This window comes from Pseudomonas sp. Xaverov 259, assembly GCF_019352915.1.
In the GTDB taxonomy this organism is placed as follows: domain Bacteria; phylum Pseudomonadota; class Gammaproteobacteria; order Pseudomonadales; family Pseudomonadaceae; genus Aquipseudomonas.
In genome coordinates this window covers 260980-286529 of the sequence record NZ_JAAAFV010000057.1, presented here as the reverse complement: position 1 = coordinate 286529, position 25550 = coordinate 260980, and the positions used below count along the sequence as shown (strand labels likewise).

Below are 25550 nucleotides of genomic sequence, written 5' to 3'. Positions count from 1 at the left end.
CCATGGCCCTCCCATTTTTTGTTGCCTGCCAACCATGCACTGTCCCTTCTGCGGTGCCAACGACACCAAGGTCATTGACTCGCGTCTGGTCGCCGAGGGCGATCAAGTACGCCGCCGGCGCGAATGCCTGGCCTCTGGCTGCGGTGAACGTTTCACCACCTTCGAAACCGCCGAACTGGTGTTGCCACGTCTGATCAAATCCGACGGCAGCCGCCAGCCTTTCGACGAAGAAAAATTGCGCGCCGGTATGCAGCGTGCCCTGGAAAAACGCCCGGTGAGTGTCGAGCGGCTGGAGGCGGCGCTGGTGCATATCAAGCACAAGCTGCGCGCCACCGGCGAGCGCGAGGTCAAGAGCCTGGTGGTTGGAGAACTGGTGATGGGCGAGCTGCAAAAGCTCGACGAAGTCGCCTATATCCGTTTCGCCTCGGTGTATCGACGCTTCCAGGACCTCAATGAGTTCCGCGAAGAGATCGACCGCCTGGCCCGTGAGCCTGCCAAAGAATGAACCCACCGTCTGCCGAACAAGCCGTCCTCGACGCCCATTACATGGCCCGCGCCCTCGAACTGGCGCGCAAAGGCCTGTACACCACCCACCCCAACCCACGGGTGGGCTGCGTTATTGTGCGGGATGGGCAGATTGTCGGCGAAGGCTGGCATGAACGTACCGGCGAGCCGCATGCCGAGCCGAACGCCCTGCGCGCCGCCGGTGACAAGGCCCGTGGCGCCACGGTGTACGTGACCCTCGAACCGTGCAGCCACCATGGGCACACGCCGCCCTGCGCCGATGCGCTGGTGACCGCCGGTGTGGCACGCGTAGTGGCCGGGATGCAGGACCCGAACCCGGAAGTGGCCGGTCGCGGCCTGCAGCGCTTGGCTCAGGCCGGTATCGAAACCCACAGCGGCGTACTCGAACAACAAGCGCGCGCGCTGAACCCCGGCTTCCTCAAGCGTATGGAACACGGCCTGCCGTTTGTGCGGGTCAAGCTGGCGATGAGCCTGGACGGCCGTACTGCGATGGCCAGCGGCGAAAGCCAATGGATCACCGGGCCGGCTGCCCGCGCCGCCGTGCAGCGCCTGCGCGCCGAGGCCAGTGTGGTGCTGACCGGCGCCGATACGGTGCTGGCCGACGGTGCGCGCCTGACCGTGCGTGCCGCCGAATTGGGCCTGGACGCCGAAACCACCGCGCTGGCCATGTCGCGCCCGCCACTGCGCGTGCTGATCGACGGTCGCCTGCGGGTGCCGCTCAACGCACCGTTCTTCAAGGCTGGCCCGGCGCTGGTCATCACTTGCGTCACCCCGGAAAATCAGTTCCCACGTGGCCCTGAATGCCTGGTGGTGCCGGGCGTTGAAGGTCAGGTCGACCTGCGTTCGGCGCTGGTGGCGCTGGCGGCCCGTGGTGTTAACGAGGTGTTGGTAGAAGCAGGTCCAAGCCTGGCAGGCGCGTTTGCCCAACAAGGCCTGGTCGACGAATACGTGATTTTCGTCGCCGGTAAGTTCCTGGGCTCCGCTGCCCGGCCTTTGCTGGACTGGCCGCTTGAGAAACTGGCCGATGCCCCCCAACTCAAAATCACTGAAATGCGCGCTGTAGGCGACGACTGGCGAGTCACTGCCATCCCTGTGCCAGCAGCGAGCGTATAATTCTGACCGGGCGCTCAAGTGCCCGCACCGTTTTCCAGGAGAAGGCCATGTTCACCGGCATTATCGAATCCATCGGCAGCATCCGCGCCATGACCCCCAAAGGCGGCGACGTGCGCCTGCTGGTTGAAACCGGCAAGCTCGACCTCGGCGACGTCAAACTGGGCGATAGCATCGCCGTCAGCGGCGTGTGCCTGACCGTCATCGAGTTGCCGGGTAACGGCTTTGCTGCTGACGTCAGCCGGGAAACCCTGGACTGCACCGCGATGAATGACCTCAAAGCCGGCAGCCCGGTCAATCTGGAAAAAGCCCTGACCCCGACCACCCGTTTGGGCGGCCACCTGGTCAGCGGCCACGTCGACGGCGTCGGCGAAGTGGTTGCACGCAGCGAAAACGCGCGCGCCGTGGAATTTCGTATCCGCGCGCCGAAAGAGCTGGCCAAGTACATCGCCCACAAAGGCTCGATCACCGTCGACGGTACCAGCCTGACCGTGAACGCCGTGAATGGCGCCGAATTCGAACTGACCATCATCCCGCACACCCTGAGCGAGACCATCATGGCGTCGTACCAGCCAGGTCGCCGGGTGAACCTGGAAGTCGACTTGCTTGCCCGTTACCTGGAGCGCCTGTTGTTGGGCGATAAGGCCGCAGAGCCAGCGCCTGGGAACATCACTGAAAGCTTTCTGGCCGCTAACGGCTACCTGAAATCCTGACCAAGGGGGTGCCGCGTGGCGCTCAATAGCATCGAAGAACTGGTTGAAGACATCCGCCAAGGCAAGATGGTCATCCTGATGGATGACGAAGATCGCGAGAACGAAGGCGATATCATCATGGCCGCCGAGGCGTGCAAGCCTGAGCACATCAACTTTATGGCCAAGCACGCCCGTGGGCTGATCTGCATGCCCATGAGCCGCGAGCGCTGCGAGCTGCTCAAGCTGCCGTTGATGGCGCCGCGCAATGGCTCGGGTTTTGGCACCAAGTTCACCGTATCGATTGAAGCGACCACCGGCGTTACCACCGGCATTTCCGCCGCAGACCGCGCCCGCACGGTGCAAGCCGCTGCGGCCAAAGATGCCAAGGCTGAAGACATCGTCAGCCCGGGCCATATTTTCCCGCTGATGGCCCAACCCGGCGGCACCCTCGCGCGTGCCGGCCACACCGAGGCCGCCTGCGACCTGGCGCGCATGGCCGGTTTCGAGCCGAGCGGGGTGATCTGCGAAGTGATGAACGACGACGGCACCATGGCCCGTCGCGCCGAACTTGAGGCGTTTGCCGCTGAGCACGGCATCAAGATCGGCACCATTGCCGACCTGATTCACTACCGCATGATCCACGAACGTACCGTTCAGCGGATTGCCGAGCAGCCGCTGGACAGCGAACTGGGCCAGTTCAACCTGGTGACCTACCGTGATTCCGTCGAAGGCGACGTGCACATGGCCCTGACCTTGGGGCATATTTGCGCCGAAGAGCCGACCCTGGTGCGCGTGCATAACATGGACCCGTTGCGCGACCTGCTGATGGTCAAGCAGCCGGGCCGCTGGAGCCTGCGTGCCGCCATGGCCGCGGTTTCCGAGGCTGGCAGCGGTGTGGTGTTGCTGCTGGGTAATCCGGTGGATGGCGACGTATTGCTCGCGCATATTCGTGAAACCGCTGAGCACACCCAGGTCAAAACACCGACCACCTACAGCATTGTCGGTGCCGGTTCGCAGATACTGCGCGACCTCGGTGTGCGCAAAATGCGCCTGATGAGCGCACCGATGAAATTTAATGCGATATCCGGATTCGATCTGGAAGTTGTAGAATACGTGCCCTCCGAATAAAGGCCGGCGTTTTCTGCCCCTTGTTCGCGGTTAAATCATCACTGAGGGACGCACTTTTCGCGTCCCGGCTCTTTAAGAGATTTGTCGAATGACCCTGAAGACCATCGAAGGTACCTTCATCGCCCCCAAAGGCCGCTATGCCCTGGTGGTTGGCCGTTTCAACAGCTTCGTGGTTGAAAGCCTGGTAAGCGGTGCCGTGGATGCCCTGGTTCGCCACGGTGTGAGCGAGAGCGACATCACTATCATCCGCGCCCCTGGCGCCTTCGAAATTCCACTGGTTGCGCAAAAAGTTGCTCAACAGGGTGAATACGCGGCGATCATCGCCCTGGGCGCGGTCATTCGGGGCGGTACTCCGCACTTCGAATACGTGGCTGGGGAATGCACCAAGGGCCTGGCCCAGGTGTCCATGGAGTTCGGCGTGCCAGTCGCTTTCGGCGTACTGACCGTAGATTCCATCGAGCAAGCCATCGAGCGTTCCGGCACCAAGGCCGGTAACAAGGGCGCTGAAGCTGCCCTGTCCGCACTGGAAATGGTCAGCCTGCTGTCGCAGTTGGAGGCCAAGTGATTTCCGACGAGAGCGATCGTTTCAACCCACGTGACGAGCGTCCAGCCGACGCCGGCAAGCCATCGAAAAGCGAAAAGCGCCGTGCTGCCCGTCAGCTCGCCACCCAAGCGCTGTACCAGCGCCACATGGCCGGTGCTTCGCTGAACGAAATCGAAGCGCAGTTCCGCGTCGATAACGACTTCACTTTCGCCGACCAGAGCTACTTCCACGACATCCTGCACGGTGTTCCGGCCAACCTGACCGAGATCGATACAGCTCTGGCGCCATGCCTGGACCTGACCATCGAAGAGCTCGACCCGGTTGAACTGTGCGTATTGCGCCTGTCCACCTGGGAGCTGCTCAAGCGCGTTGACGTGCCGTACCGCGTGGTGATCAACGAAGGTATCGAACTGGCGAAAGTCTACGGTTCGACCGACGGCCACAAGTTCGTCAACGGCGTGCTCGACAAGTTGGCTCCGCGCCTGCGTGAAGCCGAAGTGAAGGAACACAAGCGCTAAGTCGCTTGAGTCCCGAATGGGTGAGTTCGAGCTGATCCGCAACTACTTCGCCGCCGCGCCTTGTGCGCAGGGCGGCGAAGGTATTGCCCTGGGGATCGGCGACGACTGCGCCTTGCTGGCGCTCCCCGCCGGGGAGCAACTGGCAATCTCCACCGATACGCTGGTGGCCGGCGTGCACTTTGCCGACCCGTGTGACCCGTTCCTGCTCGGCCAGCGCTCGTTGGCCGTGGCAGTCAGCGACTTGGCCGCCATGGGCGCCCACCCTCTGGCCTTCACCCTCGCACTCACCACACCCACCGTCGATGCCGATTGGCTGCAACGCTATGCCCAGGGTTTGAACGCCATGGCGCAGAGCTGCGGCGTGGGCCTTGTGGGCGGTGACACCACACGCGGGCCGCTGAGCCTGACCCTGACCGTGTTCGGCCGTGTGCCGGCCGGGCAAGCGTTGGTTCGCAGTGGTGCGCAGCCGGGTGATTTGCTGTGTGTGGGTGGCGAACTGGGCAACGCCGCCGGTGCTTTGCCGCTGGTGTTGGGGCAGCGCACGGCTGACGTGGCCATTGCGGGCCCGCTGCTGGCGCATTACTGGTCGCCGCAACCGCAATTGGCACTGGGTCTGGCCCTGCGAGGTAACGCGACAGCGGCCATGGATATCTCCGATGGCCTGTTGGCCGATTGCGGGCATATCGCCAAGGCCTCGGCTGTCAGGTTGGTGATTGAGCGCGAGAAGCTGCCGTTATCCCAGGCGTTGCTTGCGTTTGTCGGCCATGACGAGGCCCGTGTGGCGGCATTGAGCGGCGGCGACGACTATGTGTTGGCGTTCACCCTGCCACCGGCCAAGCTGGCGCCGTTGTTGGCGGGCGGCTGGCCGATCCATGTGATTGGCCGGGTTGCGACAGGGCAGGGCGTGACGCTGCTGGACGCCGCCGGGCAAGACATCACCCCTGCCGTGCGTGGCTACCAGCATTTTCGCGACACGCCGTAAGCGACAGACCTGCGCTACCCTCTATACGGTTCCCCCAGTGCAGGAGAGGTTGTCACCATGGGTGTGCGCCGTTGGCTGCTGATAGTGTTGTGCGCTTTCGCATCCCAGGTTCTGGCGGATGAAGCCTCGGTGCCTGGCAAGATCATGCTGGCCAGTGAGCAATGGAACGACTACACCAACAAAGACGGCACGGGCCTGGCCTGGGATGTGGTACGCCAGATCTTCGAGCCGGTGGGCATTACCGTGCAAACCCGCAGCGTGCCGTATACCCGTTCGGTTGGCCTGGCCCGGCGTGGCGAGGTAGATGGCTGGGTCGGTTCCTATCGCGATGAGGCCACTGGCGTTCTGTACCCGCACTGGAACTTCGATTCCGACCACATCTACGCCCTCGGGATGGCAGCCACACCTGCGCCCAGCGTCGCCACGCTGGGCAATTACCGCCTGGCCTGGGTGCGTGGCTACAAGTACGAGGAGTATTTGCCGAATGTGCGCCGCTTCAATCAGATCGAACGTCGCGACGGCATCCTGCCAATGCTGCAGCACGGCCGCGCCGACTTCTATATAGATGCCCTCGCCGAAGCCAAATACGTGCTCAGCCAGTCGGATGACCCGGCGCAATTCAAGCTCACTCATATAGCCGAACTGCCGCTCTACATAGGCTTTGCCGACACTGAGCGGGGCCGGGCGCTGATGGGCGTGTATGACCAACGCATGGCTGTACTGGTAAAGAGCGGCGAGCTGAAACCGATTTTCGAACACTGGAAGCAGCCGTACCCGTTCTGACCTGCATAGAACCAGGACGAAGGCCAATCGAACCTATTGATCTTTATCAGCGATAATTCAGCTTAAGCGTCTGTAGGAACCTGCTGTTACAATGACGCCCTCTGTGAAATCTGAAATCAGGAGCACACGGTGCCCGTCGTTTTCGTCGCCGCTTCCAAGCTGCCTACCCCCTTTGCCACGTTCACCATGAACGGCTTTCTCGAAGAAGCCACCGGCCGCGAGCACGTTGTGCTCAGTCTGGGGGACATCGCCGACGGCGCGCCGGTGCTGGGCCGTGTGCATTCCGAATGCCTGACCGGCGACGCCTTGTTCAGCCAGCGCTGTGACTGCGGCTCGCAACTGGAAGCGGCCATGCGCGCCATTGCTCGTGAAGGCCGTGGCGTGTTGCTGTACCTGCGCCAGGAAGGCCGTGGCATTGGCCTGATGAACAAGATCCGCGCCTACGAGCTGCAAGACGGCGGCGCCGATACGGTCGAAGCCAACGAACGCCTGGGCTTTGCCGCTGACCAGCGTGACTACGCGATCTGCCTGCCGATGCTGGAGCATTTGGGCGTCAAATCCCTGCGTTTGATGACCAACAACCCGCGCAAGGTCAAAGCCTTGACCGAGATGGGCATCACCGTGGCCGAGCGCGTGCCGCTGCACACCGGGCAAAACCCGCACAACAAGCTCTACCTGGCCACCAAAGCCAGCAAGCTCGACCATATGATGGGCAACGAGCATCAGGGCGAGGTCGACCGCGCGTGACCCGTGGCCAGGTGAAACGGCGACTGTCCTTCAATTGGTGGCAGTACCTGGCCCTGGCATTGCTCCCGTTGTTCGTGCTTAACCTGGTGTTCGGGCAAGCCCAATCCCTGCTTCCTGTGTTGGCCATGCCGTTCTTTATTGCCGGCGTGGCCTCGATGTTTCTGAGCCTGCGTTATTTTCATGGCTATAAACACGCACTGATCGCCACTTCCAAAGCCCTCGATACGCCCGAAGAACCGGCTGCCTGGATTACCCTCGCGGCCCGTCGGCGTGCGGCTTTGTTGGTCGCCGCGCTGCCGGCCTGGATCGGCGCGTTGGCGGTGTTCGTCGGCCTGGAAGCGGTACCGCTGTTTCTGCTGGCGCTGTCGACACTGGTGCTGTTTTACCTCTACCGCATCCCGCGCCAGCTGGGATGAGGCGCTATTGGCTGGCGGTTCTGCTGGCATTCAGTGCCCAGGCGATTGCGGTTGAGCGTGTCGTCAGCCTGGCGCCGTCTCTCTCCGAAATCGTGGTCGAACTGGGCGCCGCCGATTTGCTGGTGGGCGTGCTCGACGGCGGCGAGCGCCCGGCGGCATTGGCCCAAGTGCCGTCGGTTGGGCAGTACGGCCAATTGAATATGGAGCGCCTGCTGAGCCTCAAGCCCGACCTCATTCTGCTCTGGCCCGGCAGTGTCGGCCCGGCCCAGCGCGAACAATTGCAGCGCCTGAATATCCCGGTCTATGTGGCCGAACCCCATAGCCTTGAACAACTGACTGCCGAGGTCCAAGCCATCGCTGAACAATTGGGCCGTGAAGCAGCGGGTCGAACGCTGGCTGCGCAGTTGCGCCAGCGCCTGGCCGAACTGCGCCAACGCTATCAGCGTGCCGAGCCGTTACGCGTGTTTTACCAGGTGTGGAACCAGCCGCTGTACACCGTGGGCGGTGGGCAGATCATCAGTGATGCCTTGCAGGTTTGCGGCGCACGCAACGTGTTTGCCGACCTCAAGCTGCCTGCGCCGCAGGTCAGCGTTGAGTCAGTGCTGCAGCGCAACCCCGAACTGATCCTGGCCGGCGATCAGGCGCAACTCGACGAATGGAAGGCCTGGCCTCAGATAGCGGCCGTGGCTGAAGGTCGTCTGCAGGTCGTGCCCGACAAGGGGCTGGAGCGGCCGAGTGGGCAGATGATCGAGGCCATCGCGAAGCTCTGTCAGGCAATGGCCGGCCAGCGCTGAGAATCTGTATTTTCGTCTGCTGCGGTGCGATTAGTCTGTCAAAACTATCGGATTTTGCCTGGCGATCTGCTTGCCTATGGGTGCTAGTTTCGCGGCTCTCCCATTCGAGCTGATCAAGGACACATCATGCGTTATCTATTGGCGTTGGCCGGTGCCGCTCTGGCATTGGCGCTAGTGAGCGGCTGCGGGATCTCGCAAGCGATCTCAGACATCAGGACATTCGGTAATCATCCCGTGGTGGACCGGACTTCTTCGATGGATACCACCAAGCAGGACATGCTGAATATTCAAGCCCCCACAAAAATCACCTCGATCCGTGGCGGCACCTCGCAGTGTTTTGATTACGCGTTGGAGCGCGATGGTAAAAAAGCCGATTATTTCGTCTCGTTCACCTCGCAAGGTTGGGCAAATGCCTGGGGCTACTCAACGTGCAGCAAAGTGGTGGAGGCAGGCAGCCTGACGTCTAACGAGCGGATCAAAAGGCAGTACTGATCATCGATAGTGCGCGCTGGCGTTACAGTTCCGGCGTCCAGGACACTCCAAACAACAGCGCCCGGCCTTCTTCCCGGTAGCCGTATTGCTGGCCTTGATACTGATACAGTGCCCGGCTGTAGTCTTTGTTCAGCAGGTTATCGACCTTCATGTTCAGCGAGACTTCACGGTTCACTGCCCAGTTGGCGCGAAGACCCAGCAACCCGTAACCGCCCAACGGTTGCTGGTTTTTCGGGTCATCGTAGCTGCTGCTCACCGCTTGCCAGCTGGCGCCGACGCCAAACTGATCGAATTGGCGGTCCAGATCCAGGCTCACCGTACGTCTGGCGCGGCGCGCCAATGTGTGGCCGGTGTCGCGGTCGCGTGGGTCAATCATCGCCAGCCCAAGGCTGCCTTGCCAGCCGAACAATTCTTGCTTGAGCGCGGCTTCAAAGCCATTGATGCGGGCCGAGCTGACGTTTTGCGGGCCGTCGCTGCCGAACACAATGGCGTCCTGGATATCGGTGCGGTACAGCGAGGCCTCCAGGCGGCTGGTGTCGCTGAGCTGGCTGCGCCACTGTAGTTCGTAGCTTTTGGAGGTTTCGGGTTTCAGGTTCGGGTTGGCGTTTTTAAAGCCGTATTCGTCCGGGTAGTAAAGGTCGTTGAAGGTCGGTGCTCGGAAGCCTTCGCTGTAGCTCAGCAACAGGTCGTTATCCGGGTTCATCGGCAGGGTCAGGGTGCCGCTCCAGCTGTTGTGACCGCCGAATTGTTGGTTCTGGTCGCGGCGCAGCCCCAGCTCGGTGGAAAAATACTGCGCTTCAAAGCGGTGCTGGATGAATGCGGCACGGTTCCAGCGGCTGTCTTCGGCGAGCACCGTGTTGCTGTTGACCCGGTCTTCGTACCAGTCGCCGCCCAGGATCAGGCTGTTCTGATCATTGAGGGTCAAATCGTTCTGCCAGCTCAGCGAGTCACGGTAGGTGTTGAATACGCTGCGGTCGTCGCTGAGTTTATCCAGAGTCTTTTCGCGGTTTTCGCTGTGACCCAGCTCCAGGCGAGACTTCCACGCGTCGTTGATGCGCGCGTCGACATAGCTGTTGACGCTGCTGACGGTGAAGTCTGTATAGGGCTTTTGCTGGAAACTCTGGTAAGTAACCGAGTCATAGCGACCAAAAGGGTTGTCGAATTCGCTTTTGCCACGGTTATCCAGCACGTTCACGCCAGCGTCGATGTCATCGGTGAAGGCATGGCTCAGGCTGAAACTGATGGCCTGGTTGCGATAAGCATCGTGGTCGCCATCGCTCGGGTACGACGTGTGTGTGCGGTTAATCCCGGCGGTGTCATCCAGGCTGGCGCCGAGGCTGAACCGGGTTTGCTGGTCGCCGCCGGACAGTCCCAGGCTGCGTTCCCACGTCTGATTGCTGCCAAAGCCCACGTGCAGGCGAGGTTGCAGGCCAGAGTCGGTGTTGCGCCGGGTGAAGATCTGAATCACCCCGCCAATCGCATCGCTGCCGTAGATCGCCGAGCGCGAGCCGCGCAGCACTTCTACGCGCTCGATCTGGTCGATGTTGAGGTATTGCAGGTTGCTGGTGCCGGTGGTGGAGCTGCTGATGCGCTGGCCATCCACCAACACCAGGCTCTGGGCGGTGGACGTGCCGCGCACATACACGTTTGTCACGCTGCCACGGCCACCACTTTGTGCCACCTGCACGCCGGGCACACGGCTGAGCAAGTCGCTCACGCTGGTAGGCTGCAAACGGTCGATGTCATCGCGGGTAAACACGCTGTTGGCGGCGCTGCTGTCGTTACGCGCCTGCACCTGGCGGTTGGCGCTGATCACCACGTCGGAGAGTTTGAGCGCGTCGTCGCGCTCAAAGCTGTCCGCCAGCACGTCAATGGCGGGTAGCAGCAGCAGGGGCAAGGCAAAGCGAAGGCGATTCATGGGCTGTCCATAGCATTGAGCAGCAATACAAAACCAATGTGGGAGCTGGCTTGCCTGCGATGCGGCCACCTCGGTTTTTCAGTTAAACCGAGGTGATGCTATCGCAGGCAAGCCAGCTCCCACATGTTATTGATGTTTACAGGCCGAGCAGCGCCATGCGCGTGCGCACCGAAGCCTCGATCCCGGCCTCATCCAAGCCACATTCGGCCAGCATCTGCGCCGGTTTGGCGTGTTCCACATACACATCCGGCAAGCCCAGGTGCAGTACCGACTTGAGGATGTTCTCTCGCGCCAGGAACTCACTGACTGCTGCACCGGCGCCGCCCATGATGGCGTTTTCTTCGACGGTCACCAGCAGCTCATGGCTGGCGGCGATTTCGCGCACCAAGGCTTCATCCAGCGGTTTGACGAAGCGCATGTCGACCACAGTGGCGTCGATTTTCTCGGCGACCTTCAGGGCTTCGGCCAACTGCACGCCAAACACCAGAAACGCGGTCTTGCTGCCCTGGCGACGTACGACGCCTTTACCAATCTTGATCGGCTCCAGGTCTTTTTCGATCACCGCATTCGGGCCGTTGCCGCGCGGGTAGCGCACGGCAGCCGGGCCGTTATACAGGTGGCCGGTGCTGAGCATCTTGCGCAGCTCGTTTTCGTCGCTCGGGGTCATCACCAGCATGCCGGGGATGCAACGCAGGTAGGACAAGTCGAAGCTGCCCGCGTGAGTCGGGCCGTCTTCGCCGACCAAACCGGCGCGGTCGATGGCGAACAATACGTCGAGGTTCTGCACCGCCACATCGTGAACAAGCTGGTCATAGCCGCGTTGCAGGAAGGTGGAGTAGATCGCCACCACCGGCTTGGCGCCTTCACAGGCCATGCCGGCGGCGAAGGTCACCGCGTGTTGCTCGGCAATTGCCACGTCGAAGTAGCGCAGCGGGAAACGCTCGCTGAACGCCACCAGGTCGGAGCCTTCCTTCATCGCCGGGGTAATGCCAACCAGGCGCGGGTCGGCGGCGGCCATGTCGCACAGCCATTCGCCAAACACGCCGGAATACTTCGGCCCGCTGGCTTTTTTTGGCGCAGCGGCGGGCGCATCCACAGGTTCGAGCTTGGTGATGGCGTGGTAACCAATCGGGTCGACTTCTGCCGGAGCGAAGCCTTTGCCTTTTTTGGTGACGATATGCAGGAATTGCGGGCCCTTGAGGTCACGCATATTGCGCAGCGTGGCGATCAGGGTCGGCAGGTCATGGCCGTCGATCGGGCCGATGTAGTTCCAGCCCAGCTCTTCAAACAGGGTGCCGGGTACCAGCATGCCCTTGGCATATTCTTCGGTACGCCGGGCAATTTCCCACGCACCGGGCAGGCGCGAGAGCACCTTCTTGCTGCCTTCGCGCATGCTGGCGTAGGTGCGGCTCGAAAGGATTTTTGCCAGGTAATTGGACAGGCCACCCACATTGCGCGAAATCGACATGTCGTTGTCGTTGAGGATCACCAACATATTGGCGTCCACTTCCGGCGCGTGGTTCAGTGCTTCAAAGGCCATGCCGGCGGTCAGCGCGCCATCACCAATCACCGCAATCGCCTTGCGATCGCTGCCTTGCAGGCGGGCGGCAATCGCCATGCCCAGCGCGGCGCTGATGGAGGTGCTGGAGTGGCCGACGCCAAAGGTGTCGTACTCGCTCTCGGAGCGGCGCGGGAAGGCGGCCAGGCCGTCCTTCTGGCGCAGGCTGCCCATGCGCTCGCGGCGACCTGTGAGGATTTTATGCGGATACGCCTGATGGCCCACGTCCCACACCAGCCGGTCGTCCGGGGTGTCGAACACGTAGTGCAAGGCGATGGTCAGCTCGATGACGCCCAGCCCGGCACCGAAATGCCCACCGGTCTGGCCGACCGTGTAGAGCAATTCCAGGCGCAACTCATCGGCCAGGGTTTCCAGCTCGGCTTCACCCAGTCGACGCAGGCCGACCGGCGTGACAGCACGGTCGAGCAGGGGCGTGGACGGGCGCTTGCGGGGAATCTCTTGAAACGTCGTGGGCATCAGGCGAATCGTTATAGGTATAGAAGAGGCGGCAGTTTACCTCAAGCGGTGCAAACTGCCCACGCAGGGCGCCGAACTTGGCCGATATGCGGCGCGAAAGGCCGCGGTTATCAGTGGCGGCGTTCGACGATATACCGCGCCAGGTCGCGCAGTGGCTCGGCCGCCGCGTCGAAAGGTCGCAGGGCATCCAGGGCCTGGTCGCGCAGTTCCAGGGCGTAAGCCTTGGCAGCATCAAGGCCCAGCAACGCCGGATAAGTCGGTTTGTCCCGGGCGATATCCGCGCCTTGGCGTTTGCCCAGGGTGGCGGTGTCACTTTCTACGTCGAGAATGTCGTCCTGCACCTGGAATGCCAGGCCGATGGCCCGGGAATAGGTCTGCAGGGCCGCCAACTGCGCCGCTTCGGCGCGGCCACTGGCCAGGGCGCCCAAATGCACGGCGGCTTCGATCAGTGCGCCGGTCTTGTGGCGGTGCATATGTTCGAGGGCTTTTTGGTCGAGCTTGAGGCTGACCGAGCCCATGTCGATGGCCTGCCCGCCGACCATGCCGGCCGGGCCTGCGGCCAGGGCCAGGGCCGTGACCATGCGCAGGCTGATCTCGGCATTCACGCTGTTCAGGCGCGGGTCCAGCAAGGCGCTGAACGCCAGGCTCTGCAAGCCGTCACCGGCGAGGATTGCGTAGGCTTCGTCAAAGGCTTTATGGGTGGTGGGCTGGCCGCGACGCAGATCGTCATCGTCCATGGCCGGCAAATCGTCATGCACCAGCGAATAGGCATGAATCAGCTCAACCGCACACGCTGCGCCATTGGCCTGCTCGGCCGGCGCGCCCAGGGCTTCACAGGCCGCATACGCCAGCAACGGGCGCACACGCTTGCCGCCATTCATCACGCTGTAGCGCATGGCTTCATACAAGCGCTTCATCTCGGGGCTTGGCGCCACGAACAAGGGTTCGAGCGCCGTATTGACCCGGGCCTGGCTGCTGGCCTGATACGCGTCGATCATTCGGGCTGTTCCGCATCGAAGGGTTCTTCGGCCAACTCCCCGTCACGCTCCAGCAACACTTGCACCTTCTGCTCTGCCTGCGCCAGCGCGCTCTGGCAGTCGCGCGTCAGGCCGATGCCCTGCTCAAACGCCGTCAACGAGTCTTCCAGCGACAACTCGCCGTTCTCCAGACGCTCAACCAGAGTTTGCAGGTCGGCGAGGGATTGTTCGAAATCGAGTGCAACTTTTTTGCGGGCCATGGCGGCTAATCCGGTAGACGGTAAACCGGCGCGACACTAGCAGACATGGGGATTCTGGGCAAATGAGCGGGGCTGTCACTGGTCTGCCGTTGAGCCGAATAAAACGCTTATTCGGCTCATTTCGTGAGCCGATTAGGCATTTTATTCGGCTCAGCGCATACCGGAGCATTGCCCCTGTGCGTCCTTGAGCTGCGCTTCAAATGCCATCAAGCCGGCCTGCATTTTCTGCAGCCCGGCAATCTGCCCGGCTAGTTCGCAATTCTTGCTTGCGATGGCTGAGCAGAAACTGGTACTGGAGGGATGGCCGAGAATGAGCAGGATGCGCTGAGTCATGGTGCCGGAGCCTGAAAGTGGGTCTTTCAAGGTAGGGTGTGCTGTATCGGGGAGAGTCAAGGCGTGGCGTTGCGATGCGCCGATTTGCAAAGGCCAGCAGGACGTTTCTGTGATCTGTGCAAGGCCCTTCCTGAACCGTTTGCGGCCCCTTGTGACAGTAAAAACCACTGACTAGCCTGTGACCTTCCAGTCAAGAGTGAAACGGGCATGAGTGAAACCTCTATCGGCTTGATCACGCCTCCTGCGGGCTATAGCGACTGGCTGAGCGACCTTAAACTGCGCATCCATACGGCCCAGCAGCGAGCGACGCTGGCGGTGAACCGCGAACTGGTGCTGCTTTACTGGCAGATCGGTCACGATATTCTGACCCGCCAGGCCGCGCAGGGTTGGGGCAGCAAGGTGGTTGATCGCCTTGCCCAAGACTTGCGCGCGGCCTTCCCCAAGATGAAGGGCTTTTCACCGCGCAACCTCAAATATATGCGCGCTTTTGCCGAGGCGTGGCCGAATGCCGGATTTGTGCAACAGGCTGCTGCACAATTGCCGTGGGGCCACAATGTGGTGCTCCTGGACAAACTCCCCGGCCCCGAAACGCGCCGGTGGTATATCGCCCAGGCAATCGAACACAACTGGTCGCGTAACACCCTCGTGATGCAAATCGAGCATCGCCTGCTGGAGCGCAGTGGCAAGGCCGTGAGCAATTTTGAACACCATTTGCCCAAACCCCAGTCCGACCTGGCGCGCGAATCGCTCAAGGACCCTTATCGCTTCGACTTCCTTAGCCTGGCTTTGGATGCGCAGGAGCGCGATATAGAAAACGCGCTAATCAAGCACGTCACCGACTTCCTGCTTGAGCTGGGCGCCGGTTTCGCCTTTGTCGGGCAACAGGTGTTGTTGGATGTTGGCGGTGATGAGTTTTTCGTCGACCTGTTGTTCTATCACCTGAAGCTGCGCTGCTACGTAGTGATCGAACTCAAGACCGGCAAATTCAAGCCTGAACACCTCGGCAAGCTGAGTTTTTACCTGTCGGCAGTGGATGCCCAGCTTAAACACCCGCAGGACGGGCCCACCATCGGCCTGTTGTTGTGCAAGAGCAAAAATGAGGTGGTGGCTGAATACGCATTGCGCGACAACAACCGACCGATCGGCGTGGCGGAATATCAGTTGGTGGAATCTTTACCGGCAGAGCTGCAAACGAGCTTGCCAAGTATTGAGCAAATTGAGCGGGAGTTGGCGGGTTAGCGGCGTTTAACCGTTACAGCCTGCCATTAGGACAGGCTGTAACCGTTGAATGGATAAAATCAGGCCCTTTCCTGCTTGCCCGCATCCATGTCCGTGCTACCCCAAGGACGCCAGTCATCGGTATGCCGTTCACTGCCATGGGGCCCGCTGGAGCTGGTGCCGCCGGCCAGGAATTTTTCCCACAGGTTCTTGCTGTCGGGATCGCTGTCCTTGTGCAAGTGGGGCGCCAGCCGTGCCAGGGAGCTGCCTTTTTTGTCTTCGGTTTCCTTGAAGTGTTTCCATTCGTCCGACTGGTACTCGAACATCGATTTGTCGTCCGGTGTGTCGCGGCCGCCGTACATGTAGCTGGCATAACGCGCGTATTCGAGCTTGTCGCCCCAGTCGTCCTTGGTTACGCCGGCAGCGGCGAGGTCTTTGAAAAACTTGCCTTGGGAGTCGGTGAGCTTTTGCATTTTTGCATGCTCGACCGCCTCGGCAATCAAGGTGCCTGCCACACCGAAGATCACACCGGCCACGGCGAAAACCGGGCCAGCAATACGGGCGCCGATGGCCAGCCCGCGTACCACGGTGGCGGCAACATCACCGGCCAGTTTGCCAGCCAGGTGCGCGCCTTTGGGGGCGAACATGGCGATGGTATTGGCAATCGCCATACCGGTACCGGATGCACCACCGCCCAGGGTGAAGGCCGCGTCGGTTTTCTCCAGTGCGGTCTTGGCGTTTTTGAGTTTGCGCGCGCCGGAAACGATGTCCATCACGCCACCGGTCAAATCCAGGCCGGCGCCGCCCATAAAGCGCAGAAACGAGCGCCCGGAGGCGATCGCAATCTCGGATTTTGACGCCGGGCTACCTTTGCCGGGAATGTCCTTGACGCCCATGTGTTCGCCAAGGGATTTGGCGGCGTTGTCGTACTCCTTGACCTCATCGGCCGACAGGTTGCCCACGTCGAGTTTCTTCAGGGTTTCGGACGACTCTTTGACACGGGTACTTATGGCTGCGGCGAGTGCATCAGATTTTTCAGTGGCTTTCTTACCCCAGATATCCGGGAGGTTCTCATCGAGCAGGCCCAGCCAATCAGTGGCTTTGCTTTTTGCCGGGCCTTTACCCTCTTTGTCCGCGTCAGGTTTATCGGAGTCATTGTCTCCCAGGGTTTTAGCAATATTCGAACCGAACTTGAGGAAGTCGTTGGTAAAGCTCAAACCGGCGACCAGGTCTTTGGCGGCGGCGATTTTCTGGTCGTCGGTCATGTTGCCGCCGCCATTGGCGAGCTGCAGGGCGCCGCTGACGAGGTTCATGGTGCCCGCCATGGCACTCAGCCCGCCGGTGGAGCTGGCGGTGTGCAGCACCGTCTTCAAGGAGCCAGCGGCCGCCTCGCGTTTGTCGCCCAGGCCCTTCAGCTGGTTGTCGACCACCTTGTCGATGGCTTTCGGGTCGCCGCTGGCGGCAGCGAGACGAATGGCCGCTGCGATCTGTTTGTTTTCGGCCGGCGTCAGCCCTTTGATATGGCCATCGAGGATGTCGATTTCATCCTTCATCTTTTTGTACATGTCGTAGGTTTTGTCGCCCTTGTCCAGGCCTCCGAGGACGGCGTTGATACCGCCCTTGATCATCGTGAACGAGGCTTTCAACCCACTTTCGGCATTTTCCGGCGAAACCTTGTCGGGGTTCTCCATGTAGGTGTTGAGCTGGTGCGTCATCATGTTCTGGTCGAAAGTCTGACGACGTGCGGTGTAGCTGTCCGGTTCGAGGATGCGCAGCGATTCGAAATAACGGTCCACATCGAGTTCGGCGGTTTCCGACTTTTTCGGATCGCCGGAGTCGTTCATGGCAATCACATAGTCTTCAAAGTTCAAGTTGGCATCACGCGTACCGTCTTTGAAGAGTGCCGGGAACACTTGCTCGCGAACTTCATTCAAGCGATCTTCCGATAAGCTCCCGACACTTTTCTTTAGTTCTACGTCGTAACGGTCTTTAATGCCTTCTTTGCCCATGAGTGTGGAGATTTCTTTGGCGAGTTTGTCCTCGTCGACCATCTCCTTGACGTCCTTGCCGTTCAACTTAGTCGGGGTCTTATCCGTTTCACGGTAAGTGCCGCTGCCCAGGTTGATACTCTCGGCGTAGCCGTACAGGTCATAGCCACTGTCGAGTGCGGCCTGGGCGTCCATCAGCTTGACGATCTTGGCTTCATCCGAGTCCTCGGTCAGTTTGCCGCTCTTGATGTCATCGCGGATGCCCTGCACAAAGTTCTCGGCCGTCTGGCCGCCCACGGTCTTGTCGTTGGGCAGCTCCATGTCCATCAGCCCTTCGGCGCCGAAGGTGGGGATGTTGTATTTGTCGCGCAGGGCCTGCACGTCCTGGGGCTCATCGGGCGGCGCGGCCTTGTCGGAATGGGTTGCGTCCTTAACGTGCATCAGGTCGCCCTTGAGGCTTGAGTAGCCGTACTTGCCGAAATCCTGCAAGCGGCCGGCTTCGGTGCCGTGCCGGGCTTCTTTGTCTTTGGTGAAGCCATCGATGCTGTCGTTGTCTTTGTTGCGCGCGTCATAACCGGTCAGCAACTTGCCGTTTTCATCGATGCTGACCACATGTTCCAGCACCTGGGTAGCGCGGTACGCGGCGTCGGCGTCGTTCTCGAAGTCGCCCACTTGCTTCTTGAGGTTGTCCTTCACATCGCTCTGGTTGCCGAGGTTTTTCAGCAGGGGCGTGGCGTCGATAATCTCCTTGGCCGAACGCGTGTCACCGTCGGGGCGTTTCTGTTTGTCGCCCAGGTTCGACTTGACCACTTCGCCGCGCAGGCTCGAATACCCGTATTTGCCAAAGTCCTGCAAACGGCCCGCCTCGGTGCCATGCCGGGCTTCGCCGTCCTTGGTGAAGCCGTCGATGCTGTGGTTGCCGACCTCTTTGCCATCGGTGAGCTTGCCGTCTTCGTCGATGTATTCCACATGCTCCAGCACCTTGGACGCGCGATAGGCGGCATCCGCATCTTTCTCAAAATCACCAACCTGCTTTTTAAGGTTGTCCTTCACTCCACTTTGGTTGCCCAGTTGGGCGAGCAGGGGCGTGTCATCAATGATTTGCTGGGCCGAGCGGGTGTCACCCTCGGGGCGCTTCTGGCCCTTGCCCAACTCATCTTTGGGCGCGGCGGCGGCTTTTTTTACGGACTTTTCCCAGGCAGCGACAGAACTCTTATTAGTGACCGCGGCGTCCTTTGGGGTCGTTTCTACCTTCGCTACCATGGTTATTCTCCTGATGTAAGTGTGGCCTGGCTACTATTAAAGCGCGCAGGGCCGTACAACTTCCTGGTTAACTACCCGAGGCTGTTTATTTGATAACAAGAGGGCGGCCTTAGTTGGGCGGCCGCTGTGCATGAATGCTGTGAATTGCAACGTCACAGAACTTAGCACGGAGTTTTGGCTGATTCGCAACGCCTTCACAACAATTCACAACGCCAAGGTAATTTCGGAACATTTATGCAGTAAGGCCGGTGCCCGAAAAAAAGCCCGATGTGTACGGTGCGCTTGCGCTAGAGCGTGGCGAGCCAAGTGTGGGCGCGCCAACAATGACATTTAACCGTTCATCAGATTGGAACAATCGAGCCTCAGCCTTGAGCGGTGGGCGCTGTTGGGCGGTTCGGGAAAAGTGAGACAAAAAATCTCACGCGTGAGCTATTGAGCCTGACGAAAATAGCGCGTAGATTTTCTCACGCGTGAGATTTTCACAACGAGGCCAGTACCATGAAAAGCAGCTCTCCATCGAGCCCGCCCGCAGAGCCCGATACCGATTCAGCAAGCCGCAAGGGAGAGCGCTTGAAACCGCCGGTTAAAAAGCCGTCGAGCTTTTACATGAAGCAGATGCGCGCGGGGCTGGCGGCCGCCGGTTATGTGAAACACGAGACTTGGGTGCTTCCCGAAAACCGAAGCCTGCTCAAGCAAATGGAGAAACAGCTTCGCCAACCGATTCTGGCTGGCTCATTTATGTCGGAGAATTTCATGAGCGCAGGTACCAACTGGAACATCGACCGCCTTTTCAGCGCGCTTCAGGCCCTGGACGAAGTGGTCGCCAAAGACATTACGCTTTCTCTGGTTCAAGGCTCCGAGTCCAGCATCAAGCTGGAAATGAACGATTTCGGTGGCTTGCCGATTTACATCGCGGTGGTGGGCGAGCAGATCATCGTCGATACCGTGCTGGTCGACGTCGAGTCGATCAACGATGTAACGGCCTTCAATGACGCCGTGCTGCGCAGCCGGGAAATGTTCCCGTTGTCGTCGATCGGCATCGAGTCCATGCCGAACGGTCAAGTCGTTTACAACATGTTTGGTGCGCTGAGTTCCGACTCCAGCCTGACCAACATCGTGACCGAGGTGAAAACCCTGGTCGATAACGTGCAGCGCGCGAGCGAAGCCTTCGAACGTTTCTTCAATTAAGTATTCGGGAGTATCCAATGACTCAGTCCATCTGGAGCAAATTGTTCACCGCGCTGCGTGGCGGTGCCAGCGAAGTCGGCGAATCGATCGTCGACCAACAGGCCCTGCGCATCCTTGATCAAGAAATTCGCGACGCCGACACCGCACTGGCCAACGCCAAGCGTGAGCTGGTGAGCATCATGGCCAAGCACAAACTGGCGGCCGATCGCGTGGGCGAGTACGACGCCAAGATCAAAGACCTGGAATCCAAAGCGATGGCCGCTATCCAGGCCAACCGTGAAGACCTGGCCCTGGAAGTGGCCGAAGCCATTTCGACCCTGACCAACGAGCGCGACGCCGAGCAAAAGCAGACCGCCGAGTTCGGTGGCTACGCCGACAGCATGCGCAAGGACATCACCAAGGCCGAAAGCCGGATCAAAAGCCTGCGCCAGCAAGTGGACATGGCCAAGGCCCGCGAAAGCGTACAAAAGGCCCAGGTCAGTGCGTCCGTCGCCAGCGGCGGCGCCAACGGCAAGCTGGAAACCGCCGTCGGTACACTCAACCGCCTGCAGGCCAAACAGCAGCAACGTGCCGCTGAACTGCAAGCCCAGGATGAACTGGCCGAGGCATCGACCGGCACCGACCTGGAACGCAAACTGCGCGACGCCGGCATCACGCCGGACACCGGCAGCGCTAATGCGATTCTGGAGCGCCTGAAGCAAAAGTCAGCTGAGTAAACAACGCCGAAGCAGGCCGGGCAGTTAAGTCAGCGAAATGCTCAAGGCAGCGAAGGTCAAATGTGGGAGCGGGCTTGCTCGCGAAGGCGTCAGCCCGGCAAACATGGATGTTGACTGACCCACCGCTTTCGCGAGCAAGCCCGCTCCCACAGGGGGCTTGCGCTTAACCGACCGGCATTAAGGTCTGCCCTTCTTTTTTACCTCGAGGTCAGGATGGACGCCCTGAAGGGTTTCAAGACAATCGCAGGGCTGGCCGTGTTAATGGTCGCGCTGCAACTGCTCAATGTGGCGACCGGCTACAGCCTCATGGCATTCGGGCTGATCCCGAGGACCGTGCAGGGCCTGTTCGGCATCCTCACCTCGCCGTTTCTGCACGCCTCCTTTGCCCACCTCAGCGCAAACCTGATCGCCTTTGTGGTGCTGGGCACCCTGGTCATGGCCGAAGGGCTCAACCGATTCGTCACCGTGAGCGCGATTATTATCCTGCTGGGTGGTTCGCTGGTCTGGCTGTTCGGGTTTAGCGGCGTACATGTCGGTGCCAGCGGCTGGGTCTTTGGGCTATGGGCCTACCTGTTGTCACGCGCCTGGTTTCACAGAAGCTGGAGCAACCTGTTAATCGCGGGTGGGGTGGCGGTGTTTTATGGCGGGTTGATCTTGGGTTTCCTGCCGCGCCAGGGTATTTCCTTCGAAGGGCATCTGTTTGGTGCGTTCGCCGGATTTATTGCTGCCAAGGTACTTCTCTCTGCACCGCGCAGCAGGTTTAATGCCGGGTGAACGCACTTGAGCCTACAGACGCTGAGGCGATGGCGTCATCAGGATTCAAGTACCCAGGGAGCCAGGGACGAAATGTCGATTTTCCTTTTATTGCGCATGTACGCCTCCTCGCTCTTTCACCGCTTCGGCTGGGCAGGCTTGATCATTGCCCTGGGCGTACACCTGAGCACGGCTTACCTGGGCCTGGTGCTGTTGGGCGAACAACACCTCACTGCTCCCGCCACGTTTATCTACTTCTATCTCACCACCACGCTCACCGTCGGCTACGGCGACCTCGCCCCGCAGACCTCTGCAGGGCGCATTTTCGTGGCGACCTGGGTAATGCTCGGGGGCATTGCGCTGCTCACAGCGGCTATCGGCAAAACCACCAGCAGTGTTATCGATGCATGGAGAAAAGGCATGAAGGGCAAAGGTGATTTCACCGGCAAGGTCGGCCATACGGTGCTCATCGGCTGGGAAGGCGCGTCCAGTGAGCGGGTCATTGAGTTATTGCTTCAGGACGAAACCTCAAACGACAACCTGATCGTGATTTGCGATTGCACCCTCGAAGAAAACCCTATGCCGGGCAAAGCCGCGTTCATCCGCGGTGAAAGCCTGTCCTCCAGCGCGCTGTTACTGCGTGCCGGTGTGCCCGGTGCCGAGCGTGTGCTGGTGCGAACCCCGTCTGACGACCTGACGCTGGCCACGGTGCTGGCGGTGAATCAACTGAGCCCCGTCGGCCATGTGGTCGCCCACTTCAATGAAAGTGAAATTGCCGCACTGGCCAGCTCCTACGCCCCGCGCCTGGAATGCACGTCCAGCATGGCGATCGAAATGCTGGTGCGCGCCTCCCAGGATCCGGGCTCATCCGTGGTCATCAATGAACTGTTGTGCGTGGGGCAGGGCGCCACTCAATACCTGATGAAATTGCCCGAGGCCTTTGAAGCCACCTTCGGCGATCTGTACACCCGGATGAAAGAACGCCACAACGCCACCCTTATCGGCTATCGCGCCAAAGGTGCCCAGCAACCGTCGATCAACCCGCCCAGTGCCACGCGCGTTGAAGGCGGCGAGCTCTTCTACATTGCCTCCACCCGCCTCAAGGAAATCTCCCATGGGATGGTTTAAACAGTTGATGGGGCTCGAGGCCCCGAACGCGAATCCACAATCGAACCGGCCCGCCGCCGAACCCGTGCCCACCACCGGGCCGCTGGGCCTGGCGCCGGGCAAAGGCGTGATGTTCGACACCACTCTGAAATTGCTACTCGATGGGAAAACCTCGGTGGTGATCCCTGGTTCCCAGGAAATCTGGGCCAACGGCACCGTTGATCTCGGGCAGTCGACCTGGCTGTCGCGCTACTACATGAACGAAGAAGATTACTGGCTGCAGGTGCACACCACCGGCGACATCGCCGGGCAGGTCGAGTCGGTGATCCTGTTTAACTACTTAAGCTATGTCACCATCAGCAGCGAAGCGGAACTGCGTCGGCTGGCAGGCCCACAAAGCTTGATCGGGCTGCCGACCTACACCCACAACGGCGTCGAGTACGCCCGTGTGTGGGGCGGCGAAGCCGGCCAGACCGAGCTGGTGGCGATGAGCGAGCGCGTGATAAACCCGGAAGACGCCTACAACGTCGAGCACCGTTCGATGCTGTACGCCCGCGACACCGGGTTAACCGATCGCCGCGAGTTCCTGCTGTTTTCCGTCGAAGAAGATGCCGAGGGTGGCATCAGCCTGAGCACGTCGCTGGGCATTTCACTGTACACAACCGACCTGACTGCGCTCTAAAAAAGGAAGCCATCCATGCTAGAAGCTCTCTCCATCTCCCTGAACAAAGCCGCAGTGCTCGGCTTTGTCATCTACATCCTGGGGGCTGCGGTGTTGTTCGCGCTGTTCCAGTTCATCTACACCCGCATCACCCCGCACAAGGAATTCGAACTGATCCGCGCCGGCAACGTTTCGGCGGCGGTGGCCCTGGGCGGCGCGATCATTGGCTTCGCCATACCGGCCAGCAACGTGATTGCCTACTCCATCAGCCTGCTGGATTTTGTCGTCTGGTCGGTGATCGCCGCCATCGTCCAACTGCTGGCGTTTCTGCTGACCAGCCTGGTGCTCAAAGGCACGTCCGAGCGCATCAAGAACGGCGAAGTTGCGGCCGGCATCTACGTAGCCGCCGTGGCTATCAGCGTCGGCATGCTGAACGCCGCGTGCATGACGCCCACCCAGTACTGATTGCGCACGGAGCTCTCGATGAAACGAAGCAAGTACGTCCAGCTGTCGCTGGCAGCGTCGGTCGCCATGGCGATATCCGGCTGCGGGCCGACCGAAAAAACCTACGATTTGCAGAAGAAGTACAACTTCCAGTCGGTCCAGCAATGCGCCGATGAAAAGCTGCCGGTCGACGTCTGTTCAGACGCCTACATGACCGCCATGGCCGAGCACCGCCGCATCGCGCCGGTGTACGACAGCCAGACCGATTGTGACGCCGACTTTGTCGCTGACTGGTGCCAGCAAGACTCCACCGGCAAGTTCATCCCAAGGCTCGGCGGTTTTGAACTGACCGCCGAAGGCCAGGTAACACAGTCCCAGGTCGACGCGGCCAATGCCCAGGCCGCCGGCTCGCAAGCCAACAGCGGCGGCTCTGGTTTCTCTACCAGCAGCCTGCTCACCGGCCTGTTGATTGGCAACATGCTCAGCAACAATCGCAACAGCTACCGCTCCGAGCCGGTGTACCGCTACCGCGATGATCGCGGCAATTACGGCAACTCAACGCTCAACCAGCGCGTCTCCAACGGGGCAACCTTTGGCCGTTCCAACCAGGCCCGATACGGCAGCAGCAACTACTCCAACACGCTGCGCTCCTCCAGCAAGCCGGTGAATGTTGCTTCGTCCACCTCCCGTGGCGGCTTCGGTAGCAAAGCCAGCGCCCGCAGCGGCTGGGGCGGCGGCGGGTCGAGCAGTTAAGGAAGCCAGATCATGAAGAAGATCCACTGCGCAGAACGTCATGACTGGAAACAGACCGCCGAGAGCCTCGGCTTCCTGTTCCACACCATCGACGGCGAACCCTACTGGGACGAAAGCGCGTACTACCAGTTCACGCTCGCGCAAATCGAGCGCGACCTCGAAGACCCGACCACCGAGATCCATGACATGTGCATGGACCTGGTGGCCCGCGTGGTGCACAACGAGGAGCTGCTGGAGCGCCTGAGCATTCCCGCGCCGTTCTTCGACATGATCCGCACCTCATGGCTCGAAGGCCACCCGCACCTGTACGGGCGCATGGACTTCTCCTACAACGGCAGCGGGCCAGCCAAACTGCTCGAACTCAACTACGACACACCCACCAGCCTTTATGAGGCGGCGGCGTTTCAATGGGGTTGGCTCGAGCAATGCATCGAACGCGGCCTGCTGCCCAAGCACGCCGACCAGTTCAACAGCATCGACACCAAGCTGCACCAGGCCTTCGCGCAACTGCAACTGAACCAGCCGTTCTACTTCGCCTCGATGAAAGACTCGATCGAAGACAAAGGCACCACCGACTACCTGCGCCTGGTCGCGGAAAAAGTCGGTATCGAATCCCGCCACATCGACATCGAAGACATCGGCCTTACCAGCGAAGGCCGCTTCGTCGACCTTGAGGATCGCTGGATTCCCCACCTGTTCAAACTGCACGCCTGGGAATTCATCTTCCACGAACCCTTCGGCGCCGCGATTGCCGAGAGCGACACCCAGTTTTTCGAGCCGGCGTGGAAGGCCATCCTCTCCAACAAAGGCATCCTGCCGCTGCTGTGGGAGTTCAATAAGGGCCACCCGAACCTGCTCGCCTGCCACCTGGACACCGACCCCGGCAAAGCCGTGCCAAAGGGCTGGGTACGCAAACCGTTCTTCTCCCGCGAAGGCGCCAACATCGAACTGCAAACCGCCGACGGCCTGGTCGTAAAAGAAGACGGCCCCTACACGGATGCGCCGTTTATCCTTCAGGAGTTCGCGCCGCTGCCGAGGTTTGGTGACAGCTACACACTGATCGGTTCCTGGGTCATCGCTGACCAAGCCGCAGGCATCGGCGTGCGCGAAGACAACAGCTTGATCACCAAGGACTCAAGCCGGTTTCTACCGCACCTGATCCTCGACTGATTGAGTTGTCCCTGTGGCGAGCGGGCTTGCCCCGC

Annotated in this window: 26 protein-coding genes and 1 pseudogene; 21 read left to right on the top strand and 6 right to left on the bottom strand. The window is 60.6% G+C overall.

The features are described from left to right. Positions 1 to 34: 34 nt before the first annotated feature. The 12 genes from nrdR (at position 35) to K0H48_RS23975 (ending at position 8731) form a co-directional block, all read left to right on the top strand. Positions 35 to 505, top strand: coding sequence for a transcriptional regulator NrdR (gene nrdR / locus K0H48_RS24030; protein WP_015886108.1), 471 nt, complete (start codon positions 35 to 37; stop codon positions 503 to 505). Beyond that, positions 502 to 1638, top strand: a complete 1137-nt coding sequence (ribD, locus tag K0H48_RS24025; protein ID WP_219269458.1) for a bifunctional diaminohydroxyphosphoribosylaminopyrimidine deaminase/5-amino-6-(5-phosphoribosylamino)uracil reductase RibD — start codon at positions 502 to 504, stop codon at positions 1636 to 1638. Before nrdR ends, ribD begins: the two co-directional genes overlap by 4 nt. A gap of 47 nt (positions 1639 to 1685) precedes the next feature. Further along, the gene (locus K0H48_RS24020) at positions 1686 to 2348 is read left to right on the top strand and encodes a riboflavin synthase (RefSeq protein ID WP_219269457.1); all 663 of its coding nucleotides are present in this window, start codon (positions 1686 to 1688) and stop codon (positions 2346 to 2348) included. 15 nt (positions 2349 to 2363) lie between these two features. Continuing rightward, positions 2364 to 3455 (top strand): bifunctional 3,4-dihydroxy-2-butanone-4-phosphate synthase/GTP cyclohydrolase II, encoded by a 1092-nt coding sequence (gene ribBA / locus K0H48_RS24015; protein ID WP_219269456.1) that lies wholly within the window; start codon positions 2364 to 2366, stop codon positions 3453 to 3455. A gap of 88 nt (positions 3456 to 3543) precedes the next feature. Beyond that, positions 3544 to 4020, top strand: a complete 477-nt coding sequence (gene ribE, locus K0H48_RS24010) for a 6,7-dimethyl-8-ribityllumazine synthase (RefSeq protein ID WP_003176356.1) — start codon at positions 3544 to 3546, stop codon at positions 4018 to 4020. Next, positions 4017 to 4517: a transcription antitermination factor NusB gene (gene nusB, locus K0H48_RS24005; RefSeq protein ID WP_219269455.1), complete on the top strand. Its 501-nt coding sequence runs from the start codon at positions 4017 to 4019 to the stop codon at positions 4515 to 4517. The genes ribE and nusB overlap by 4 nt, the downstream gene beginning before the upstream one ends. A 16-nt stretch (positions 4518 to 4533) precedes the next feature. After that, positions 4534 to 5499 carry a thiamine-phosphate kinase gene (thiL, locus tag K0H48_RS24000; RefSeq protein ID WP_219269454.1) on the top strand — a complete coding sequence of 322 codons (966 nt, stop codon included), beginning with the start codon at positions 4534 to 4536 and terminating at the stop codon, positions 5497 to 5499. 57 nt (positions 5500 to 5556) lie between these two features. Then, a complete protein-coding gene (locus K0H48_RS23995; protein ID WP_219269453.1) occupies positions 5557 to 6282 on the top strand; it encodes an ABC transporter substrate-binding protein in 726 nt (241 codons plus the stop codon). Between the two features lie 129 nt (positions 6283 to 6411). Next, complete coding sequence (gene ribA / locus K0H48_RS23990) at positions 6412 to 7029, top strand: GTP cyclohydrolase II (RefSeq protein WP_017135999.1); 618 nt, start codon at positions 6412 to 6414, stop codon at positions 7027 to 7029. Then, positions 7026 to 7445 (top strand): nuclear FMR1 interacting 1 family protein, encoded by a 420-nt coding sequence (locus K0H48_RS23985; protein ID WP_138813658.1) that lies wholly within the window; start codon positions 7026 to 7028, stop codon positions 7443 to 7445. Before ribA ends, K0H48_RS23985 begins: the two co-directional genes overlap by 4 nt. After that, positions 7442 to 8239 carry a cobalamin-binding protein gene (locus K0H48_RS23980; protein ID WP_219269452.1) on the top strand — a complete coding sequence of 266 codons (798 nt, stop codon included), beginning with the start codon at positions 7442 to 7444 and terminating at the stop codon, positions 8237 to 8239. The genes K0H48_RS23985 and K0H48_RS23980 overlap by 4 nt, the downstream gene beginning before the upstream one ends. A 126-nt stretch (positions 8240 to 8365) precedes the next feature. Continuing rightward, positions 8366 to 8731 (top strand): hypothetical protein, encoded by a 366-nt coding sequence (locus tag K0H48_RS23975; protein WP_138813660.1) that lies wholly within the window; start codon positions 8366 to 8368, stop codon positions 8729 to 8731. A gap of 22 nt (positions 8732 to 8753) precedes the next feature. Here the strand turns inward: K0H48_RS23975 and K0H48_RS23970 are convergent, their stop codons facing one another. The 5 genes and pseudogenes from K0H48_RS23970 to K0H48_RS23950 all read right to left on the bottom strand — a co-directional run. Continuing rightward, positions 8754 to 10649, bottom strand: a complete 1896-nt coding sequence (locus tag K0H48_RS23970) for a TonB-dependent receptor (protein ID WP_219269451.1) — start codon at positions 10647 to 10649, stop codon at positions 8754 to 8756. Positions 10650 to 10785: 136 nt separating this feature from the next. Beyond that, positions 10786 to 12684 carry a 1-deoxy-D-xylulose-5-phosphate synthase gene (gene dxs / locus K0H48_RS23965; RefSeq protein ID WP_219269450.1) on the bottom strand — a complete coding sequence of 633 codons (1899 nt, stop codon included), beginning with the start codon at positions 12682 to 12684 and terminating at the stop codon, positions 10786 to 10788. Between the two features lie 110 nt (positions 12685 to 12794). After that, positions 12795 to 13682: a (2E,6E)-farnesyl diphosphate synthase gene (gene ispA / locus K0H48_RS23960; RefSeq protein WP_219269449.1), complete on the bottom strand. Its 888-nt coding sequence runs from the start codon at positions 13680 to 13682 to the stop codon at positions 12795 to 12797. Then, positions 13679 to 13921, bottom strand: coding sequence for an exodeoxyribonuclease VII small subunit (locus K0H48_RS23955; protein WP_003176346.1), 243 nt, complete (start codon positions 13919 to 13921; stop codon positions 13679 to 13681). The genes ispA and K0H48_RS23955 overlap by 4 nt, the downstream gene beginning before the upstream one ends. 150 nt (positions 13922 to 14071) lie before the next feature. Beyond that, positions 14072 to 14197, bottom strand: a pseudogene (locus K0H48_RS23950) (MerR family transcriptional regulator); the annotation flags it as partial. A 264-nt stretch (positions 14198 to 14461) separates the two neighbouring features. Between K0H48_RS23950 and K0H48_RS23945 the strand changes: the two are divergent. Then, the gene (locus K0H48_RS23945; protein ID WP_219269448.1) at positions 14462 to 15493 is read left to right on the top strand and encodes a YhcG family protein; all 1032 of its coding nucleotides are present in this window, start codon (positions 14462 to 14464) and stop codon (positions 15491 to 15493) included. Between the two features lie 59 nt (positions 15494 to 15552). On the opposite strand, the gene K0H48_RS23940 is transcribed toward K0H48_RS23945, so the two are convergent. Next, complete coding sequence (locus tag K0H48_RS23940; protein ID WP_219269447.1) at positions 15553 to 18723, bottom strand: hypothetical protein; 3171 nt, start codon at positions 18721 to 18723, stop codon at positions 15553 to 15555. A gap of 606 nt (positions 18724 to 19329) precedes the next feature. Between K0H48_RS23940 and K0H48_RS23935 the strand changes: the two genes are divergently transcribed. The 8 genes from K0H48_RS23935 to K0H48_RS23900 all read left to right on the top strand — a co-directional run bounded on the left by K0H48_RS23935 (position 19330) and on the right by K0H48_RS23900 (position 25515). Continuing rightward, positions 19330 to 19911, top strand: coding sequence for a YjfI family protein (locus K0H48_RS23935; protein ID WP_032865490.1), 582 nt, complete (start codon positions 19330 to 19332; stop codon positions 19909 to 19911). A gap of 17 nt (positions 19912 to 19928) precedes the next feature. Then, entirely contained in the window at positions 19929 to 20627 is a 699-nt protein-coding gene (locus K0H48_RS23930; RefSeq protein ID WP_138813667.1) for a PspA/IM30 family protein, read from the top strand. A 213-nt stretch (positions 20628 to 20840) separates the two neighbouring features. Then, positions 20841 to 21401, top strand: a complete 561-nt coding sequence (locus tag K0H48_RS23925; protein WP_219269446.1) for a rhomboid family intramembrane serine protease — start codon at positions 20841 to 20843, stop codon at positions 21399 to 21401. A gap of 72 nt (positions 21402 to 21473) precedes the next feature. Then, positions 21474 to 22508: an ion channel gene (locus K0H48_RS23920; protein ID WP_219269445.1), complete on the top strand. Its 1035-nt coding sequence runs from the start codon at positions 21474 to 21476 to the stop codon at positions 22506 to 22508. Beyond that, a complete protein-coding gene (locus K0H48_RS23915) occupies positions 22495 to 23169 on the top strand; it encodes a DUF2491 family protein (RefSeq protein ID WP_219269444.1) in 675 nt (224 codons plus the stop codon). The genes K0H48_RS23920 and K0H48_RS23915 overlap by 14 nt, the downstream gene beginning before the upstream one ends. A gap of 15 nt (positions 23170 to 23184) precedes the next feature. Beyond that, positions 23185 to 23613: a DUF350 domain-containing protein gene (locus K0H48_RS23910; RefSeq protein WP_219269443.1), complete on the top strand. Its 429-nt coding sequence runs from the start codon at positions 23185 to 23187 to the stop codon at positions 23611 to 23613. 18 nt (positions 23614 to 23631) lie between these two features. Beyond that, on the top strand, positions 23632 to 24345 hold the full coding sequence (locus tag K0H48_RS23905; RefSeq protein ID WP_219269442.1) for a DUF1190 domain-containing protein: 714 nt from the start codon (positions 23632 to 23634) through the stop codon (positions 24343 to 24345). A gap of 12 nt (positions 24346 to 24357) precedes the next feature. Further along, entirely contained in the window at positions 24358 to 25515 is a 1158-nt protein-coding gene (locus tag K0H48_RS23900; RefSeq protein WP_219269441.1) for a glutathionylspermidine synthase family protein, read from the top strand. Positions 25516 to 25550: the final 35 nt, after the last annotated feature.

What these genes read in the sequence shown, in the direction of transcription:
- nrdR (WP_015886108.1), top strand. Translation starts at nt 35, where the DNA reads ATGCACTGTCCCTTCTGCGGTGCCAACGACACCAAGGTCATTGACTCG.
- ribD (WP_219269458.1), top strand. Translation starts at nt 502, where the DNA reads ATGAACCCACCGTCTGCCGAACAAGCCGTCCTCGACGCCCATTACATG.
- K0H48_RS24020 (WP_219269457.1), top strand. Translation starts at nt 1,686, where the DNA reads ATGTTCACCGGCATTATCGAATCCATCGGCAGCATCCGCGCCATGACC.
- ribE (WP_003176356.1), top strand. Translation starts at nt 3,544, where the DNA reads ATGACCCTGAAGACCATCGAAGGTACCTTCATCGCCCCCAAAGGCCGC.
- thiL (WP_219269454.1), top strand. Translation starts at nt 4,534, where the DNA reads ATGGGTGAGTTCGAGCTGATCCGCAACTACTTCGCCGCCGCGCCTTGT.
- K0H48_RS23995 (WP_219269453.1), top strand. Translation starts at nt 5,557, where the DNA reads ATGGGTGTGCGCCGTTGGCTGCTGATAGTGTTGTGCGCTTTCGCATCC.
- K0H48_RS23980 (WP_219269452.1), top strand. Translation starts at nt 7,442, where the DNA reads ATGAGGCGCTATTGGCTGGCGGTTCTGCTGGCATTCAGTGCCCAGGCG.
- K0H48_RS23975 (WP_138813660.1), top strand. Translation starts at nt 8,366, where the DNA reads ATGCGTTATCTATTGGCGTTGGCCGGTGCCGCTCTGGCATTGGCGCTA.
- K0H48_RS23970 (WP_219269451.1), bottom strand. Translation starts at nt 10,649, where the DNA reads ATGAATCGCCTTCGCTTTGCCTTGCCCCTGCTGCTGCTACCCGCCATT.
- dxs (WP_219269450.1), bottom strand. Translation starts at nt 12,684, where the DNA reads ATGCCCACGACGTTTCAAGAGATTCCCCGCAAGCGCCCGTCCACGCCC.
- ispA (WP_219269449.1), bottom strand. Translation starts at nt 13,682, where the DNA reads ATGATCGACGCGTATCAGGCCAGCAGCCAGGCCCGGGTCAATACGGCG.
- K0H48_RS23955 (WP_003176346.1), bottom strand. Translation starts at nt 13,921, where the DNA reads ATGGCCCGCAAAAAAGTTGCACTCGATTTCGAACAATCCCTCGCCGAC.
- K0H48_RS23945 (WP_219269448.1), top strand. Translation starts at nt 14,462, where the DNA reads ATGAGTGAAACCTCTATCGGCTTGATCACGCCTCCTGCGGGCTATAGC.
- K0H48_RS23940 (WP_219269447.1), bottom strand. Translation starts at nt 18,723, where the DNA reads ATGGTAGCGAAGGTAGAAACGACCCCAAAGGACGCCGCGGTCACTAAT.
- K0H48_RS23935 (WP_032865490.1), top strand. Translation starts at nt 19,330, where the DNA reads ATGAAGCAGATGCGCGCGGGGCTGGCGGCCGCCGGTTATGTGAAACAC.
- K0H48_RS23930 (WP_138813667.1), top strand. Translation starts at nt 19,929, where the DNA reads ATGACTCAGTCCATCTGGAGCAAATTGTTCACCGCGCTGCGTGGCGGT.
- K0H48_RS23925 (WP_219269446.1), top strand. Translation starts at nt 20,841, where the DNA reads ATGGACGCCCTGAAGGGTTTCAAGACAATCGCAGGGCTGGCCGTGTTA.
- K0H48_RS23920 (WP_219269445.1), top strand. Translation starts at nt 21,474, where the DNA reads ATGTCGATTTTCCTTTTATTGCGCATGTACGCCTCCTCGCTCTTTCAC.
- K0H48_RS23915 (WP_219269444.1), top strand. Translation starts at nt 22,495, where the DNA reads ATGGGATGGTTTAAACAGTTGATGGGGCTCGAGGCCCCGAACGCGAAT.
- K0H48_RS23910 (WP_219269443.1), top strand. Translation starts at nt 23,185, where the DNA reads ATGCTAGAAGCTCTCTCCATCTCCCTGAACAAAGCCGCAGTGCTCGGC.
- K0H48_RS23905 (WP_219269442.1), top strand. Translation starts at nt 23,632, where the DNA reads ATGAAACGAAGCAAGTACGTCCAGCTGTCGCTGGCAGCGTCGGTCGCC.
- K0H48_RS23900 (WP_219269441.1), top strand. Translation starts at nt 24,358, where the DNA reads ATGAAGAAGATCCACTGCGCAGAACGTCATGACTGGAAACAGACCGCC.